Raw genomic sequence first — 19,169 nt, 5'->3', positions numbered from 1 at the left:
TTCCAGTATAACACAGAGGTAAAATTATGAGTCAATTTTCGCGCATTAAACGCCTGCCACCTTATGTATTTAATACATTGACACAATTAAAGGCGGAAGCGCGAGCGCGTGGCGAAGACATCATTGACTTTGGTATGGGAAATCCTGATCAACCTACACCGCCTCATATTGTTAATAAGTTAATTGAAACTGCAAAACGCCCTGATACCCATCGGTATTCTATGTCAAAAGGTATTCCTCGTTTACGTTTAGCAATGACAAATTGGTATAAAAGAAACTATGATGTTCATCTTGACCCTGAAAAACAGGTACTTACAACGATTGGCTCAAAAGAGGGCTTGGCTCATCTAGCACTAGCTATAAGTGGGCCTGGAGATACAGTATTAGTGCCTGATCCAGCTTATCCAATTCATACTTATGGCTTTATTATTGCTGGCGCTAATGTTAAACAAATACCGTTAAGCGAAGAGCAACAATTTTTACAAGCTATTGAAGAGGCGATTGAGCAAACTTGGCCACGTCCTAAAGCGCTAGTTCTTAATTTTCCAGCCAATCCTAGTACTCATTGTGTAGATTACGAGTTTTTCGTAGAGGTGGTAGCCTTAGCGAAAAGACACAAAATTTGGATTATTCATGATTTAGCTTATGCAGATATTGTATTTGATGGTTACAAAGCGCCTTCCATTTTACAGGTACCTGGCGCTATTGATGTTGCTATCGAAACGTACTCTTTGTCTAAATCGTATAATATGCCTGGCTGGCGCGTTGGTTTTGCTTGTGGTAATGAAGAATTAGTAGCGGCTTTAACACGAATAAAATCTTATCTAGATTATGGTACTTTTACTCCTATTCAAGTTGCAGCTATTACGGCTTTAGAAGGTCCAGATGATTGTGTAAAAGAAATATGTAAACTATACGAAAAACGCCGTAATGTTTTATGTGAAGGCTTGCAAGAGTTAGGTTGGTATGTAGAAAAACCTAAAGCAACTATGTTTGTCTGGGCTCAAATTCCACCTTTTTATCGCCATCTAGGTTCGTTAGAATTTTCAAAATACTTATTAAAAGAAGCTTTTATAGCTGTTTCGCCGGGCATAGGCTTTGGGCCTCAAGGTGATGGTTTTGTTCGTTTTGGCTTAATTGAAAATAACCAGCGCATAAGGCAGGCATTAAGGAACTTAAAGTATCTTTTTAAAAGAGATGGTTATGCAAAAGCAATTTAGAAATTAATTACTATGCTCTGATAGGTAGGTCAGGCTAAGCCCAATAGACCATGAAAAGCTTTATAGCAAATGTAGCCTCGGTGAAGGCCAGTTGGGCTGAAACCTGGGTTGCACTTCGTTTCACCCAGGCTACGATTACGGGATGCCGATTAATTTGTTGGGCCAAGGCCAACCTACCCTATTAAGCGATTTAAAGGTAATAAGATATGGATGTAATCCTCAATGATGATAATAAATCCGGTATAGCGCCAGAAAATTCGAAACCTTTAATCTCGCAGGCGAGTTATGAATTAAATTTTTTAAACGTGTTAGGCTATGAACCAGAAAAGCCACCTTTAGGCGATTTTTTAAGACAGTATCATAGGCTTGAAGGGCAATGGCTTGTTGCTTCGCCAATTTATTGGCAAGCAACCCATAACGATGCTTTTATCATTGCTGCAAACAATGAGCTAGATTTAAATGAGGAAGAAGCTCATAAGTGGTTTAATGAGGTAGCTACTTTCCTTAAAGAAGAAAAAATTTCTCTTTATTATCACAATGCTTATACTTGGCTAATTAAAGTAGATAATAAACCATCATTAAATAGCCCGCCTGTTCAACTTATAATGCGCCAATCGTTAATGCCTTTTATAGAAAAAATGGATACAACACTTTACTGGCAACGTCTATTTACAGAATTGCAAATGTTTTTGAGTAATCATGCTTATAATAATCTACGAAACGAAAAACCTTCTATTAATGGGTTATGGCTATATGGTGAAGGGCAGTTTTCTTTAAATTCAAAAAGGCCTATTTTAACTAATGATGCACAATTATTATTAGTTTTTGCTAGTCAAGTGAAATCATTGGATTTTACACAGGTTATTAATAATAAAAGTATTGTTTTATTAAAAAATTCAAACGAGTTAGACAATGATAAGTTTACACACCAACTACAAGGTAAGTCAGTTAATTGGTTTTGGAATAATATAGCTTATCAAACCGTTAAACAACATTGGTGGAATAAATTATGGAGAGGATTAGTTAATGCTAATTAAACAAAGGAAATTACCGGATTCACTACCTGCCCTAGGCAATATTTCACCTGTTTTACAACGTATTTATGCTGCTCGTGGCATCACTGATGAAACGCAATTAGACAAGCGCTTACAGACTTTACTCCCTTTTAACCAATTAAGTGGTATAGATAAAGCCTGTGCACGTTTAGAAAGTTCGCTGCGTTTAGGCGAGCGAATATTAATTATTGGTGATTTTGATGCAGATGGCGCAACCTCTACTGCTTTGGCGGTATCTGCTTTACGGACTATGGGTGCTGCATTTGTCGAATATTTAGTTCCTAACCGCTTTGAATATGGCTATGGCTTAACACCGGCAATTATTGAAGTTGCTAAAAAATGGCAGCCTAATTTAATTATCACTGTTGATAACGGTATTACCAGCTTAGAAGGTGTCGATGCAGCTAATTCTGCAGGAATTGATGTCATTATTACAGATCATCATTTACCTGCAGAAGTATTACCAAAAGCTTGTGCAATCGTTAATCCAAATCAGCTAGATGACTTATTTCATAGTAAGGCTATTGCAGGAGTGGGGGTTATTTTTTATGTTATGTTAGCCCTACGTAGGCATCTTAGTAATCATGGCTGGTTTGCCGAGCAGTCTTTACCTGAACCTAATATGGCTCAATTTTTAGATCTGGTGGCATTAGGAACAGTAGCTGATGTGGTGCCACTTGATCAAAATAATCGTATCCTAGTTAATCAAGGATTAGCTCGTATTCGCCAAGGTTTATGTAGGCCGGGTATTAAAGCACTAATAGAAATTACAAAGCGTGATGGGCTTCGCCTACGTGAAAGTGATTTAGGTTTTGCGATTGCACCCAGATTAAATGCCGCAGGCCGATTAGATGATATGTCTTTAGGAATTGAATGTTTGTTATGTGAGGATTTTAATCACGCCAAAAAATTAGCAGCACATCTAGATGAACTAAATCAAGAGCGGCGTATTATTGAAGCAGAAATGAAAGAGCAGGCGCTTAGAGCCATTGAGCAATTAACCCAAAAAATTGAATATAATAAGCAGCTTCCTATTGCTTTATGCTTAGTTGATCCTGCCTGGCATCAGGGGGTTATCGGTATTTTAGCTGGCCGCTTAAAAGATCGTTATCATCGGCCGGTAATTGTTTTTTCTGTGGTAAGTGAAACTGAGATAAAAGGTTCAGCACGCTCAATAGCGGCGCTAAACATTCGTGATGTACTCGCTGCAATTGATAAAAACCATCCGGAACTAATTAATAAATTTGGTGGTCATGCCATGGCTGCTGGCTTAAGTTTACATCCGGATAATTTTAATCGTTTTCAACAGGCATTTATTGCTGAAGTTGAAAAACACATGGATATCTCTCATTGTGAAGGATTATTATTAACTGATGGACCATTGGAAATTCATGATTTAAGCCTCGAAATGGCAACCCTATTGCAACAAGCTGGTCCTTGGGGTCAACAGTTCCCTGAGCCTTGCTTCGATAATGAGTTTGAAATATTAGAACAACGCTTAGTAGGTCAGCATCACCTTAAATTAACTCTGGTCCATAGTATAGGCGGCGAGCCTCTTGATGCGATAGTTTTTAATGTGGATTTGACAAGCTGGCCTAATTATAGAGCCAAAAAAGTTCATATTGCCTATAAATTAGATGTAAATAGCTTTCAAGGTCGCTCAAAACTGCAGTTACTGGTAACAGCAATAAAAGCTATAGTATAATTTATGGCTTTCTGGTAAAATAATAAATCAATATTGTTAAAATTTATAACAAATCAAATAGCAGCGTAAGTTGGGCCTTGGCCCAACCTACATTAAGGCCCTAAGTTGGCACTATGTGATTTATTATAAAATCCCTTTTTAATTCTAAAATAGATTATAATAGAATTTTATTATTTGTTGTTCGTATTCTTACATGACTAATGCGCTTCTATCACCACTAGCAATAGCTCCAATGATTGATTGGAGCTATACTCATTTCCGTGTCTTAATGCGACTTATTGCGCCTTCTGCATTATTGTATACTGACATGCAAACTGTAGCTGCTATAAAACACAATCCAAACCGTTGTTTGCATTTTTCACCAATGGAGCGTCCGTTGGCTTTGCAACTTGGTGGCGCCGATAAAGAAGCTTTAGTTACTTGTGCCAAACTTGCGGCAGATTTTGATTATAATGAAGTAAACTTAAATTTGGGTTGTCCAAGTGATAGAGTTCTATCAGGCCGTATGGGTGCGTGTCTAATGGCTGAAGCAGACCATGTCGCTAATTGTATTGCGGCTATGAAGCAGGCAGTAAATATTCCTATAACAGCCAAAACTCGTATTGGCATTGACCAGCAAGACAGCTATGAATTTTTCGCAAATTTTGTTCATAAATTAGTTGCGGCAGGCTGCGATAAAATCATTGTGCATGCAAGAAAAGCTTGGCTTAAAGGTTTAAGCCCTAAGCAAAACCGAACTATCCCCCCGCTACATTATGATTATGTTTATCGAATAAAAGAAGAATTGCCAACAATTCCTATAATTATTAACGGTAATATACTTGATTTATCTGCTATTAGACATCATATGAATTATGTAGATGGTGTTATGTTAGGACGGCTTGCTTGCAAAAATCCATATGCATTAGCAGCTATTAACCAATGGTTTTTTCCTGATGTAGCGATTAAATCGCGTAGTCAAATTATTAAAGCCTATCTTGATTATGTTGACAGTCAGTTTCACCAGGGTGTGCCGTTAAGTATTTTGATTAAACCTATTTTTAATTTTGCACATGGGTTGCCTTTAGCTAAACATTGGAAAGATAAACTAGTTTTAGCGCAACAAGAAAAGGCAGTTTTTTATTTAAAAGAAGCATTAGACTGGCTTAAAGAAAACGAAAATGCTATAGAAAATGAAAGGGAATATGAAGTAGAACTCATTTAGTTTCAATTAATTTTACCTAAGTTTTAAGTAAGAAATGCAAATACTACTTAATTCATTGATATAGGTGAAAAAATGAAACATACATGGCAATTTCACTAGAATTCTAGTAAATTAAGTGGTTTTGATGCAAGACAGTTAGAGGATTATCGAGGCAATGCTAAATACGTTGATTAAAAAGATGTTTGGTAGTCGGAACGAACGTACCTTACGACGCATGGAGAAAGTTGTCGAATCAATTAATGCATTTGAACCCTCAATGCAGAGTTTATCCGATGAACAACTGGCTGCAAAAACACAAGAATTTAAAGCACGATTTGCAGAAGGTGAAACCTTAGATGAAATGTTAGCTGAAGCTTTTGCTGTAACGCGTGAGGTAGCTAAACGAACGCTAGGACTTAGACATTTCGATGTGCAATTAATAGGTGGTATGGTTTTACATGAAGGTAACATAGCTGAAATGCGCACAGGTGAAGGTAAAACGCTTGTCGCCACCTTGCCAGCTTATTTAAATGCGATTAGTGGTGCCGGTGTTCATATTGTAACCGTTAATGATTATCTTGCGAAACGCGATAGTGAGTGGATGCGTCCTATCTATGAGTTTTTAGGTTTAAAGGTAGGGGTTATCTTTCCAGATATGCCTCATCCAGATAAAAAAGAAGCGTATGCTGCTGATATTGTCTACGGTACCAACAATGAGTTTGGTTTTGATTATCTTCGCGATAATATGGCATTTAGTTTGGATGACAAAGTACAACGTGAACTTAATTTTGCAATAGTCGATGAAGTAGATTCTATTCTTATTGATGAGGCACGCACTCCGCTAATTATTTCCGGTGCTGCTGAAAATAGTTCTGAACTTTATATTAAAGTAAATAAGTTAATTCCGTTACTTAAAAAACAAGAAGCAGAAGGCGATGGTGGCGATTTCACTATTGATGAGAAGCAAAAGCAAGCTCATTTAACTGAAACAGGTCATCAACATGTTGAAGAGTTATTGGTTCAGGCAGGGCTCTTAACTCAAGGCGATAGCCTATATCATGCTAGTAATATTATGCTCATGCATCATGTTAACGCAGCACTTAAAGCGCATGCTCTGTTTCATCGTGATGTAGATTATATTGTTAAAGATAATCAGGTTATTATTGTTGATGAGCACACTGGTCGTACAATGCAAGGTCGCCGTTGGTCAGAAGGCTTGCATCAAGCGGTTGAAGCAAAAGAAAATGTTTCTATTCAACAAGAAAATCAAACGCTTGCTTCTATTACCTTTCAAAACTACTTCAGAATTTATAATAAATTATCAGGAATGACCGGTACTGCTGATACAGAAGCTTATGAATTTCAACAAATTTATAACCTTGAAGTAGTCGTTATTCCGACTAATAAGACTATGTGCCGCAAAGATGAAGCTGATTTAGTTTATCTGACCCAACAGGATAAATATCAAGCGATTATTGAAGACGTAAAAGACTGTATTGCACGTAAGCAACCTGTTTTAGTAGGTACGACTTCAATTGAATCTTCAGAATTAGTTAGTCATTTATTAAAGAAGGCAGGAATTAAGCATCAAGTACTTAATGCAAAATTTCATGAAAAAGAAGCACAAATTATTGCTGAAGCAGGTCGCCCAGGTGTGGTGACTATTGCTACTAACATGGCTGGCCGAGGTACAGATATTGTACTAGGTGGTAGCCTTTCTGCAGAACTTGCACAACTTCCCGAAGACACCACTGCTGAAGAACGTGATAAAATTAAGGAAGCATGGGAAGTGCGCCATGAAGAAGTATTAAAAGCAGGCGGGTTACGAATCATTGGTTCAGAACGTCATGAGTCACGAAGAATTGATAATCAATTAAGAGGACGAGCTGGCCGCCAAGGTGATCCAGGTAGCAGCCGTTTTTACTTATCTTTAGAAGATAACTTAATGCGTATTTTTGCCTCCGAAAGAGTTGCAGGTATGATGCGTCGGCTTGGTATGCAGCCAGGTGAACCTATTGAACATAGCTTAGTAACAAAAGCAATCGAAAATGCCCAACGCAAACTAGAAGGACATCATTTCGATGTTCGTAAACAATTATTAGATTATGATAACGTCGCTAATAACCAGCGTAAGGTCATTTATACGCAGCGTGCCTCAATTATGGCTATGACTGATCCTAAAGAAGTAGTAGAGGCTATGCGTGAAGATGTTATAACTAGTTTAGTTGATAGTTTTATTCCACCGCAAAGTATGGAAGATCAATGGGATTTGCCAGGGTTAACTAAAGCTTTAGAAGAAGACTTTCAAATTAAGGTTAATATAGAGCAGTGGGTTGAAGAAGATCATCACATTCAACCTGAGCAGATACATGAGCGTATCCTTGCGTTAAGTAAGCAGCAATATGCGGAAAAGGAAATTCAAGTTGGCCGAGAGATTCTAGCTCAATTTGAAAAATCAATTATTTTGCAAACGATGGATAATCATTGGCGCGAGCACTTAGCAGCTATGGATTATTTACGCCAAGGAATCCATTTACGCGGTTATGCGCAAAAAGATCCTAAGCAAGAGTACAAACGTGAAGCATTCTCATTATTTTCAGAAATGCTAGAAGCTCTAAAATATGATTTAATTCGTATTTTAAGTTCAGTGCAAATTCAAGGCGAAGCAGACGTTAATGCTGTTGAAGAACAGCGACGAGCTGAGCAAGCGCATAAGATGCAGTTTTTACATGAGGATGAATTAGCTAGTGACAGTGAGGAAACCGAAGCTAGTAATTTAATTCCATTTCGCCGCCGTGAAGAAAAAGTCGGTCGTAATGATCCATGCCCTTGCGCATCTGGCAAAAAATATAAAAACTGTCATGGCAAGCTAGCTTAGCTTTAAGCTGACCTAGCATTTTACTTAATATAATAAGGTTGCTACTTTATTAATTAATAAAATCCTGGCTAATGTTTAACTCCTAGATTCCGCGCATAAAGCGCGGAACGTAGGCAATAGAGATTTTGACTATACGCTCTTATCTCAATATTATGACTCGCAGGCTGTGTACAAGCTTAAGTTTTTGATCCTTTTTGAAGTCCTATACATAAGGTGTGGCATGTAGAGGTAAGGTTTTAAATATAAGCTCTCATTTCACCTTAAGAGTATCACCTACGTCCCGCGACTTGTTCGCGGGATCCAGGCCTTGGCTCGATAACTGTGCGGAGAGAGTCTTACATATCGCTTTTTTTAAATGAGCTTAAAAAGGTTTTTGCTAGCTAATTTAAGGTAGGCCAATTAATATACCCTTCAGCGCCGCCACCATACCACGTTGCCTTAGGAGCAGAAAGTAAAGGTGCACCAACTTCAAACCGCTCTACTAAATCAGGATTAGCGATATATAAGCGGCCAAAGGCAATTAAATCTGCTAAATTTTCTTCTAGCGCATGTTCTGCTAAGTCTAGAGAATAGCCATTATTAGCCATATAAAATCCTTTATATAGTTTACGCAATGTAGCAAAGCTAAAATCTTTGGGGATATCCCGAGGACCAGTAGTTACTCCTTCTACAAAGTGAATATAAGCTAATTCAAACCGATTGATTTGTTCAACTAGATAAGAAAATGTAGCCATAGGGTTGCTATCAGCAATATCATTAGCAGGACTAACAGGTGAGAAGCGAATTCCTACTCGCTTACTTGGCCAAATTTTAATTACCGCTTCAATTACTTCTAAAACCAGGCGGCAACGGTTCTCAAGACTACCGCCATAAGCATCTTCACGTTTATTAGTTTGGTCACGAATAAATTGATCAAGTAAATAGCCATTTGCGGCATGAATTTCAATACCATCAAAATTAGCACGCTTTGCACAAAGTGCAGCATGAGTATACTGTTCAATGATATTAGGGATTTCTGCTAATTGTAAAGCTCGTGGGGTAACTAAAGGTTTAAATCCTGACTCAGTAAAAGCTTCACCTTCAGGCTTAATCGCTGATGGGGCAACGGGTAATTGATTATCTATTTGTAAATCTGGATGAGATATACGACCAACATGCCATAATTGGGCAAAAATACGGCCATCTTTTTCATGTATAGCATCAGTTGACTTTTTCCATCCAGCTACTTGCTCATCACTATAAATTCCCGGTGTAAAAGCATAACCCTTTCCTTGTGGCGATATCTGTGTTGCTTCAGAAATAATAAGGCCAGCTGAGGCTCGCTGAGCATAATATATATTGCTATATGGACCAGGAACATCATCTTTACTAGCGCGGCTGCGTGTTAAGGGTGCCATAACAATGCGATTTGGTAAATATAAGTCGCCTATAGTAAGTGGGTCAAAAATATGAAGTTTTTTAGAAATAGCCATTTAATATTTTATCCTTTTAAAAATTAATATATAGCTAACTTTCTTATCTGTAGAATAGCTTAATTACTTTAATAATTAAGAATTAAGTGAAGAAAATTTATATATTGTTTAAAAGGATTTATGTTGACTAGATTATCCGCGTTTAGCAGGAGTAATTAATGGCTAAAGTAAAGTTGTTTTAGAGATAAGCAACTTTTAATCAATAGCGGTTAACGTTTAACTTAAAGAAGTACCTAAGGCAGTTATTTTTATCAAAAACCAGTAAAGTGACTGTTTTTATCACATTTTTAAAAAGGTAATAGTTTTAGAATGAGACCTGAAGGAATAATACCTAACAAGAGTTAATCGATAAAGAAATTTAATGAAATAGTCATATCGTTAATTATAAGTATTAATAGAAGATTTTTGATAAGACTATCTAAGCAATAATGCTATTAAAATTCATTTAAAATACGAAATATGTATAGCCTAAATGCTATAATTAATAAAAGGACTTAATGTGAAGTAAGTTTATGAGTGCTGTTATTTATGAGGGATTAATTAGGGTAGAAAACAAAGTTGTTTTTAAAACTAGTGGAGATGATTTAGATCACTTGATTGCCGCTTTAAGTGTGCACTGTGAGTTAGAAAAATCAGGAGCTGAAGCTGAAATTGTGGAGCTTAATAGCAAAAATGTTGTCTATCGTTGTCATAAGCAAAGTTCTGCCGATGATTAAAAAATTTTATCAATACATTAATATCTCTATTTTCATCTAAAATTAGCAATAATTAGTCCAATTTAAAATTTAATGTTATATAACTTAGGAAATTTCCTATAGTTAATAATGGTCTATGATTCTTTTTCTAGTAGAGGATAAGATAGTAGGTTTACTTATGCCTATAAAATTAGTTTGGAATATTCTTTAACAGAGTTTTGTTTTCCTTTATAAAATTAAAGTTGTCTAAATTATAATTGGCAACAACGCATGGTCATGCTATAACCGCCTTAATTTATCTTATTAATTCTAGTTTTATAAGTATGTCAATTAAAGTCGTTGTTGGCGTTATAATTAATGCACAAAATAAAGTTCTTATTGCTAAAAGGCCTTCACATGTTGATCACGGGGGTTACTGGGAATTTCCTGGTGGAAAAATAGAAGATTTAGAAATTCCTTATGATGCACTGGTGCGAGAAATTAAAGAAGAAATTGGTTTATTAGTACAAAGAGCTGAATTTTTGATTAAAATTGACTATCAATATTCTGTTAAACGTGTCACCTTATTAGTTTATCGCATCACTACTTTTACAGGAACACCAAGCTGTCAAGAAGCGCAAACAGATTTACGTTGGGTTAATCTAAGTGAGTTAAAAGATTATACTTTTCCTGAGGCTAACCAGTCTATCATTAATCTGCTTTTAAACAATTAAGTATCTACTTCAATAGTTATCTCACGCGCATCAGAAAAACCATGATCATCGACAACACGGACAATGAATTTACCCGGTTTGGCCTGCCAAAAATAGGTTTCATCTGGCCGCGTTTTAGCCAAGAATGAATCATTAACAAACCAATATAATGATTTAATATCGCCATCTGTTACAGCTGAAAGAGGAATAGAGGTTTTTGCTAAGCTATCAGCTCGTAAAATATAATGAAGATCTGTTTGGGGGGAGGTAATTTGTGGCTTTAAACCATTGATTGCTTGTAAGGCACAACCTGCTTCAAACTGCGGTGGTGTTCGCCGTTGAATTCCGGCTTGTTTAAAAATAGCTAATAAATCGGAGGGCCAAAATTCATAGATTTCAAAGCGGGTATTTGCATCAAAGTGACAAGTTCTAAGGCCGGTTAATTTATTAATCGCAACTTCGCGATAAATATTGTCAGTTTTGATAGGTGATTTACCTGGAATAAACCAAGTTTTTTCCGAATCATAACAAAATCGAGTTGGTAAAAGTCCAGAGGCTTTACAAACGTTTGTTTTTATAAGGTTTAAAGAATGTAAATTATTAGGTAAAGAAGGTACTATTACTTCGTGTTTAATAGCATCAATAAGCTCAAAAAATAAAGGGGCAGCAACAGTTTTCCCCACAAAAGCAGGATTGCTTTTATTATCAAAATTCCCAACCCAGGTGATTAAAACATAAGGGCCAAAAACACCTGCAGTCCAAGCATCGCGATAGCCCGACGAAGTGCCTGTTTTATAGGCTATGGTATTGGTAGCTAGCTGGTGAGGTTTATCATTATAATTATCTGCGCTATGCGGCGTATCTTTAAGAATATCTAAAACTAAAAAGCTTGCTTCAGGGCTTAGTAACCTTTTGCCTACTGTTTTAGGCTCATCTTGACGCATACGCAGAGGGTGCCATAAACCTTCATTAGCTAATATAGCATACAAGCTTGCTAATTCTTGCATACTAAGCTCAACACCGCCTAATGTTAAGGCAAGCCCATAAAATGATTCTGATTTTAGCTGACTTACTTTAGCTGCATTAAGCAAGTCATACAAAGTAGGATGAGTCAGGAGATTTGCTAAATAAATAGCAGGAATATTACGACTTAAGATTAAAGCGTCTTTAGCTTTGATAGGGCCCATAAAATCATAATCAAAATTTTCTGGATTATAATGACCAAAGCTAGAGGGTACATCTTTTAAAACCGTATAAGGATGAATTAACCCTTGATCAAAGGCTAAACCGTACACAAAGGGTTTTAGTGTTGAACCTGGCGAGCGCTTTGTTTCTGTGCCATTGATTTGTCCTTTAATGGCTTGATTAAAAAAATCAGCTGAACCAACAGCAGCCTTAATACTCATATCACGAGTATCTACTAATAAGGCTGCCGCATTATAGACACCAAGGTTATATTTGCGTTGAATGTAGTTTTTAGTAATGCGCTCTAAGATTTTTTGCAGTTGGCTATCTAAGGTGGTATGAATTTCTTTTACAGAGGACGATGTATTTTGTAATACAGAGTTTACAAAATGAGGTGCTAAAAAAGGTAATGAATGAGTGGATTTCATTGCTAAGGGCAGTTTCATTACCTTTTCATATTTTTTATCTTCAGGATGAATTTCTAACCATCGCCTAAATAATTTATTGCGAATTTCTTTTAATTCGGTATTGCGTGGAGTACGCTTGTTTGGGTTTTGCGGTATGACTGCTAAGATTAACGCCTCAGGCAAGTTAAGTTTGTCTGCCGTTTTATTAAAATAAATTAAACTCGCAGCGCTGATGCCTTCAATATTACCGCCATAAGGGGCTAAATTAAAATAGGCTTCTAATAACTGTTTTTTGCTATAGTGCATTTCTAATTGAAAAGCGCGAATAATTTGCTCTAACTTACCAACAATTTTTTTGGAATTTAGATTAAATCGTAATCGCGCAAGTTGCATGGTAATGGTTGAGGCACCCATGCGACGTGATTTTATAAAATAAGTCTCCCAAGTTGCTTTAAGCATGGCTAAGGGATTAATGCCATAGTGAGAATAAAAATAACGGTCTTCTTGTAATAAAGTAGTAGAAATAAGAATAGGGTTAATTTTTGTAAGTGGGGTATAAACCCGATATTTATCTTCTTTATTAAGTGTTAACCGTAATAATTGTTGTTTATCATCATAAATAACTGTTGAAAAATCTAAGTTGTCTAGTAAGGGTGGTATGGGCAAAAAATATAAACAAGCATAAGCTGCAGCAAGTAAAGCTAAAATTGTTAAAGTTAAGTATGTAAAAAAAGACTTCATAATGCTTGAATCTTATCTTTTAAAAAAATACAATGCTCGGCAAAGTTGGCGTTTTCTAACTTCATTAAATTTTGAAGCACTTTAGTATTAGACTTCTTTTGAAACGCAGCTTCTATTAATATCTCTTTTGCTTGGCTGGATTATATATGAACAATACGCCCATTACTAAAAAAAAAGCCAAAAGCAAAGCTTTTTTAGCACTTTTATTTGGGCAAATTAGTTGGTCTAGTCCACCTTGGATTCTTTTTTTAAGAAAAAAATCAAAAGCGCGTCCTTTTTTATTTTGGTCACTTTTTGTTTTTTTATTAGTTTTGCTATTAGCAGCTCTAGGCGGATATTTTTGGTATAAGAGTTTACCTAAACCATCATTAATCACTGCTAAAATTACCGCTCCACAAATTACACCTATAGCCGATACCTTAGAGCCCGATTCATTAACAATAGATTTTGGTTTACAAGAGCAAGAATTTATTCCTAAATCTGTAGCTCCTTTAGAGTTGGTTGGTAAAGAGGTTTCTAAGTTTGTTCAGCTAAAGCCAAGTCTTGCTGGTGTATGGACTTGGGAAAATGATCATCAATTAAGGTTTAAGCCTGAAAAAGATTGGCCAGCTGGACAAACTTATACAGTGCAATTTGAGCAACCCTTTTTTGCAAAAGGAATTAAATTAGAACGTTTAGCTTACACGTTTGCAACAGAACCTTTTCAAGCTAAAATTAAAGAGTTTAAATTCTACCAAGATCCTATTGATGCTAAAATTAGACAAGCGATTGCTACCGTAGAGTTTAATTTTCCTGTTAATCCCGACAGCTTTGCTAAAAAAACCTCCCTCTTTCTACAAGAATTAAAAAATGACAAATTCAATTTACAAGCAAAGCAATTTAAGTGGACTGTAGATTATGATGAGCATAAACGCACTGCTTATATTCATTCAGAGACGCTACCTATTACCGACTTAGCACGTTATCTTGTGTTAAAAATTGATAAAGGCGTGCAATCAAGTACGGGTAGTGGGGTTAGCGCAGAAGAGGTAAAACAAAATCTATTAATTCCTGATGCAGCCAATTATTTTAAAATCATTAGCACGGCTGCCTCGATTGTCCGCAATGAGCAAGATAGGCCAGAGCAAGTACTAACCATAGAAACATCTATTGGGGTAAATGATACGCAAATTAATAAATTTTTACATGTTTATTTACTACCTAATAATTATCCTGCCACGCGCTTCGCGGACGAAAAAGAAAATTACGAATGGCAAAATCCTGGTGAAGTTACTTCTGCTGTTTTAGCGCTTGCCAAGCCTTTAGTATTACAGCCAATTCCATCGGATAGAAATTATTCAACCCTACATAGCTACAAATTCAAAGTAGCGAACTCTCGATATCTTTATCTTAAATTAGATAAAGGAACAAGAGCATTTGGTGATTTCACCCTGACTAATGACTATACGGCTATTATCAAGGTACCTGAATTACCACAAGAAATTAGTTTTCTACACAAAGGAGCATTGCTTGCTTTAAGTAGTGAGCAAAAATTATCTATTCTTGTGCGTGGACTTGAGGCCGTTAAGTTTGAAGTAGCTCGCGTATTACCTAACAATATTAATCAATTAATTACGCAGACGCAGGGAGATTTTAATAATCCTTATTTTATTAACACCTCTTTTAACCAACAAAATATAAGTGAAATTTTCTCTGAAATCCAAACCTTTGCCGATAATGATTTAACTAAGCAGCAATATACAGCGCTAGATTTAGCAAGATATTTAGCAGCGCCGACTAATTCAGATGGTATGAAAGGATTATTTTTGCTAAAAGCGACTGGTTGGAATCTTGCTGATAAAACGCCTTTAGATATTAAGTCAAGTCGTCTCATTTTAGTTACAGATTTAGGGCTGCTAGTTAAAGATAATAGTGATGGAACACATGACATTTTTGTACAATCTATTGTCGCTGGTAAACCAGTTAACGGTGTAGAAGTGTCAATTTTAGGCAAAAATGGCGTGCCTATTTTGTCAGGTGTTACCGATACTGAAGGGCATGTGAAATTTCCTTCTCTAAAAGATTTTACTGACGATAGAGAGCCTGTTGTTTATTTAGCACGCTTAGATAGTGACGTGTCCTTTATCCCTTACAATAATCCTAATCGTCAACTCAATTATTCTCGTTTTGATGTGGGTGGGCTTTACAGTAATAATCAAGATTTACCCAGCTTAAGTGCCTATCTTTTTTCAGATAGAGGTATTTACAGGCCAGGTGATCTGGCTCATATTGGTTTAATTATTAAAAAAGCTTATGCAGAAGCACAACCTCCTGGGCTGCCACTGGAAGCTGTCATTATTGATCCGCGTGGAACAACTGTTTATGACCAAAAATTTATTCTTGATAAAGTTGGCTTTTTTAATTTTGACTTCAAGACCAATGCGACTTCTCCAACTGGGCAATATACTGTTTATCTCTACACTATAAAAGATAAACATAAAGAAGCTGTTTTAGGTAATACCACGTTTAAAGTGGCTGAATTTCAACCGGATAGAATGCGTATAACTACTCATTTGCTCCCATCTACAAAAGCAGGATGGCTTTCCCCAGAGCAGGTTGTTGCCAATGTTAATTTATGGAATCTTTATGGCGCGCCGGCTGAAAATAGGCGAGTTAGTGGCAAGCTATTATTAACACCTGAACGAATAGAGTTTGAAAAATATCCAAGCTATATTTTTCTAGATCCTTTATTTGATCCTAAAAAGCCACCAAAAACTTATACTGAAACCTTATCGGATGGTCAAACAAATGAAAAAGGTGAAACTGAGTTTAATTTGCATTTAAATCGTTTTGCCCAATCTACTTATCGCTTGACCTTTTTTGCTGAAGGATTTGAAGCTGAAGGGGGCCGAAGTGTTACCGCTCAAACTAAAGCATTAATTAGTCCGCTTCCTTATTTTATTGGCTATAAGCCAGATGGCGATCTTAATTTTATTAAGCAAAGTAGCTTACGTACGGTTAATTTTATTGCCGTTAACCCTGAACTTAATACACAAGCTGTCAATAATCTTAAAATCCAATTAGCAGTATTACAACCGATAACAACACTCATTAAAAATACTAATGGGACTTATCAGTATCAATCTGTTATGCAAACTAAAATATTAGATACAAAACCATTCTCTGTTAATGAGCAAGGAATTAGTTATTCTCTGCCTACAAATCAAGTTGGAGATTTTGTTTTAAGTGTATTAAACCAAGATAACACTGAATTAAGTCGAGTTAAATTTTCCGTTGTTGGTACGAGTCAACAACCTTTAGCTAAAAATGCAGAACTTAGTGTTAAGCTTAACAAAACAGAGTATACAGCTGGTGAAGATATTGAGTTACAAATTACCGCGCCTTATACGGGTTCTGGCCTTATTACTATTGAACGAGATAAAGTATACGCAACACAATGGTTTAAAACAGATACAACCAGTTCAGTACAAAAAATTCATATTCCTGAAAATTTTCAAGGCAACGGTTATATCAATGTAGCTTTTGTTCGTGATTGGAACTCACCAGAATTATTTATTAGCCCGCTTAGCTATAGTGTTGTTCCTTTTAAACTCACTACCGATAATCATAAGGTAAATGTAAATCTTAATACAGTAAAGTTAGCTCGCCCAGGGGATGATTTAATCATTAACTATAGTACAGATAAACCTGGGAAAATTATTGTTTTTGCAGTAGATGAAGGTATTTTACAAGTTGCTAAATATCAAACGCCAAATCCACTTGCCTTTTTCTTTCAAAAGCGTGCACTCGAAGTGCTAACCCAACAAACAGTCGATCAAATTTTGCCAAAATATATTCGCGAACGTGAACTATCCACTGTAGGAGGCGATGGTAGTGAAGCACTTTTAGCAGCTCACCTTAATCCTTTTAAACGAAAAACTGACTTGCCTGTGGTATTTTGGTCAGGCATTCTTGCCACTGATAATAACTTGCATGAAATTAAGTATCCTATTCCTAACTATTTTAATGGCTCTATTAGGGTAATGGCTGTTGCGGTTACCGAGAATGAAGTAGGCTCTGCAGAGAAATCAACGGAAGTACGCGGTAATTTTGTTATCAATCCTAATGTCCCTACCTTTGTTGCACCTAATGATGAATTTGAAATAACAGCGAGTGTTGCCAATAATGTGCAGAACTCAGGCGTTAATGCACCGGTAACGGTTAAACTAACTGCCTCTTTAGGACTTACCCTAATTAATTCAGATAACACTACAATAAATATTAGCGAAGGACATGAACAAACAGTTCGCTTTAAATTAAAAGCTAAACCTGATTTAGGTGACGCCAAAATTACTTTCACTGCTTCTTTCGGCGATAAATCAAGTAAGATTGATGCAACTTTAAGTATAAGGCCAGCTAGCAATTTTGTAACAACGATTGATAGTGGCATAACAAAAGAAAAAAGAAAAATACTTTCATTAAATAGAGATCTGTATCAAGAGCATCGGCAAGTAGAAATTGCGACTTCTAATAGTCCACTTATGTTGGTAACTGGCTTACAACATTATTTAGATAATTTTCCTTATGGATGTACAGAGCAATTAACTAGTAAAGCAATGCCTTTATTAGCATTGGCTAACCAGCCTGAATTTATACAAGATAAAAATCAAGTTGCCGAAAAACTTCAAGATACCATAATGAAGTTAAGACAACGACAAATGTCTAATGGCAGCTTTAGTTATTGGCCAGAGGTAAGTAATCCAAGCAATGATATTTTTGCCACTATCTATGCAATGCATTTTTTAACTGAAGCTCACGATCAAGGTTACCCTATACCAAACGATTTATTATCTTCAGGTATTAGCTACCTCAAAGATTTTGTTGCACAAAATGCTACTAATGAAGAAACAGCACGTCTACAAGCTTATGCTATCTACATTTTAACGCGCAATGAAATTGTAACTACGAACTATTTAACTAACTTATTACTTTATTTAGATCAAGATAAAGAACTTAATTGGCAGAAAACAATAACAGGCGCTTATCTTGCTGCGACTTATAAACTATTAAAAAATGAGCATGAAGCACTACAGTTAATTAATCGCTATCAAGTTCAAAATGCTAATCTAATTAATTCAGACTTTTACAATGCAAATATTGCAAATGCTCAGTATGTATACTTATTAGCGCGCCATTTTCCTGAACAATTAGCTAAACTAAATAATGACCTATTGCTAGAGCTAGTTAAGGCAATTAACAGTACGGAAATCAATACTTTATTATCAAGTTATACCAGTTTAGCATTAGCCTTGTATCATCCTTCTCTGCAAACTAGTACCCCAGAGCCATTAATTATTGGTGCATTGCTAGAAAATAATCAGCAAAAAACGCTTGATGATGCAGCTAGTTTATACAAAAAATTAAATCTTAATGAAAATATACAACAACTCATTATCGATAATCCTAAAAATCAAACTTATTTTTATCAATTAACTCAGGCAGGCTTTACTAAACAGCAGCCAAATAAAGAAGTTAAGCAGGGGATAGAAATTTATCGTGAGTATTTATCATTAGAGGGTAAGCCAATTGAAGAAGCTACCCTAGGTAGTGAGATAGTAGTTCATCTAAAAATTCGCAGCCTAGATAATCATTCTTTTAGTAATATTGTAATTGTTGATTTGCTACCAGGTGGATTTGAAGTAAATAGAGATTCTATAAATAAAGAGGCTGCCGATTATATTGATGTACGTGAAGACAGGGTAGTCCTTTTTACCAGTGCAGAAAATGATACAAAAGAGTTCCGTTACCGTATTAAACCAACAAATATTGGCAAATTTATCGTACCACCTATTTATGCGGAGTCTATGTATTATCCAGCCATACAAGGGCAGGGGCAGTCTGCAACCATTAATGTAAAAGCAAGGAACTGAGGTTAAGATTGGAATAATATAGCTTCT

At 36.0% G+C, this 19,169-nt stretch carries 10 protein-coding genes; 8 read left to right on the top strand and 2 right to left on the bottom strand.

The genetic code is table 11. The annotated features are described in order from the left end of the window. Positions 1-26: 26 nt before the first annotated feature. The 5 genes from alaC (at position 27) to secA (ending at position 8,041) form a co-directional block, all read left to right on the top strand. Positions 27-1,220: an alanine transaminase gene (gene alaC, locus ACNVED_RS07895; protein WP_419418480.1), complete on the top strand. Its 1,194-nt coding sequence runs from the start codon at positions 27-29 to the stop codon at positions 1,218-1,220. A 206-nt stretch (positions 1,221-1,426) separates the two neighbouring features. Next, on the top strand, positions 1,427-2,257 hold the full coding sequence (locus ACNVED_RS07890) for a hypothetical protein (protein WP_419418479.1): 831 nt from the start codon (positions 1,427-1,429) through the stop codon (positions 2,255-2,257). Next, on the top strand, positions 2,247-3,980 hold the full coding sequence (gene recJ / locus ACNVED_RS07885) for a single-stranded-DNA-specific exonuclease RecJ (protein ID WP_419418478.1): 1,734 nt from the start codon (positions 2,247-2,249) through the stop codon (positions 3,978-3,980). Before ACNVED_RS07890 ends, recJ begins: the two co-directional genes overlap by 11 nt. Positions 3,981-4,173: 193 nt before the next feature. Then, positions 4,174-5,184 carry a tRNA dihydrouridine(20/20a) synthase DusA gene (dusA, locus tag ACNVED_RS07880; RefSeq protein ID WP_419418477.1) on the top strand — a complete coding sequence of 337 codons (1,011 nt, stop codon included), beginning with the start codon at positions 4,174-4,176 and terminating at the stop codon, positions 5,182-5,184. Between the two features lie 154 nt (positions 5,185-5,338). Then, positions 5,339-8,041 (top strand): preprotein translocase subunit SecA, encoded by a 2,703-nt coding sequence (secA, locus tag ACNVED_RS07875; RefSeq protein ID WP_419418476.1) that lies wholly within the window; start codon positions 5,339-5,341, stop codon positions 8,039-8,041. 380 nt (positions 8,042-8,421) lie between these two features. On the opposite strand, the gene ACNVED_RS07870 is transcribed toward secA, so the two are convergent. Continuing rightward, entirely contained in the window at positions 8,422-9,513 is a 1,092-nt protein-coding gene (locus ACNVED_RS07870; RefSeq protein ID WP_419418475.1) for an alkene reductase, read from the bottom strand. A 512-nt stretch (positions 9,514-10,025) separates the two neighbouring features. Between ACNVED_RS07870 and ACNVED_RS07865 the strand changes: the two genes are divergently transcribed. Both ACNVED_RS07865 and mutT read left to right on the top strand, forming a co-directional pair. Then, positions 10,026-10,229: a hypothetical protein gene (locus ACNVED_RS07865; protein WP_419418474.1), complete on the top strand. Its 204-nt coding sequence runs from the start codon at positions 10,026-10,028 to the stop codon at positions 10,227-10,229. Between the two features lie 302 nt (positions 10,230-10,531). Then, positions 10,532-10,921, top strand: a complete 390-nt coding sequence (gene mutT, locus ACNVED_RS07860; RefSeq protein WP_419418473.1) for an 8-oxo-dGTP diphosphatase MutT — start codon at positions 10,532-10,534, stop codon at positions 10,919-10,921. On the opposite strand, the gene pbpC is transcribed toward mutT, so the two are convergent. Then, entirely contained in the window at positions 10,918-13,233 is a 2,316-nt protein-coding gene (pbpC, locus tag ACNVED_RS07855; protein WP_419418472.1) for a penicillin-binding protein 1C, read from the bottom strand. The two genes, mutT and pbpC, sit on opposite strands and share 4 nt — an antisense overlap. Before the next feature lie 146 nt (positions 13,234-13,379). On the opposite strand from pbpC, the gene ACNVED_RS07850 reads away from it, so the two are divergent. Beyond that, positions 13,380-19,142: an alpha-2-macroglobulin gene (locus ACNVED_RS07850; protein ID WP_419418471.1), complete on the top strand. Its 5,763-nt coding sequence runs from the start codon at positions 13,380-13,382 to the stop codon at positions 19,140-19,142. The last annotated feature ends 27 nt before the right edge of the window (positions 19,143-19,169 follow it).

The sequence above is a fragment of the Legionella sp. D16C41 genome (genome assembly GCF_048541585.1).
GTDB lineage: Bacteria > Pseudomonadota > Gammaproteobacteria > Legionellales > Legionellaceae > Legionella_C.
The sequence above is the reverse complement of the archived record's forward strand: the minus strand, read 5'-3'. Positions and strand labels throughout refer to the sequence as shown.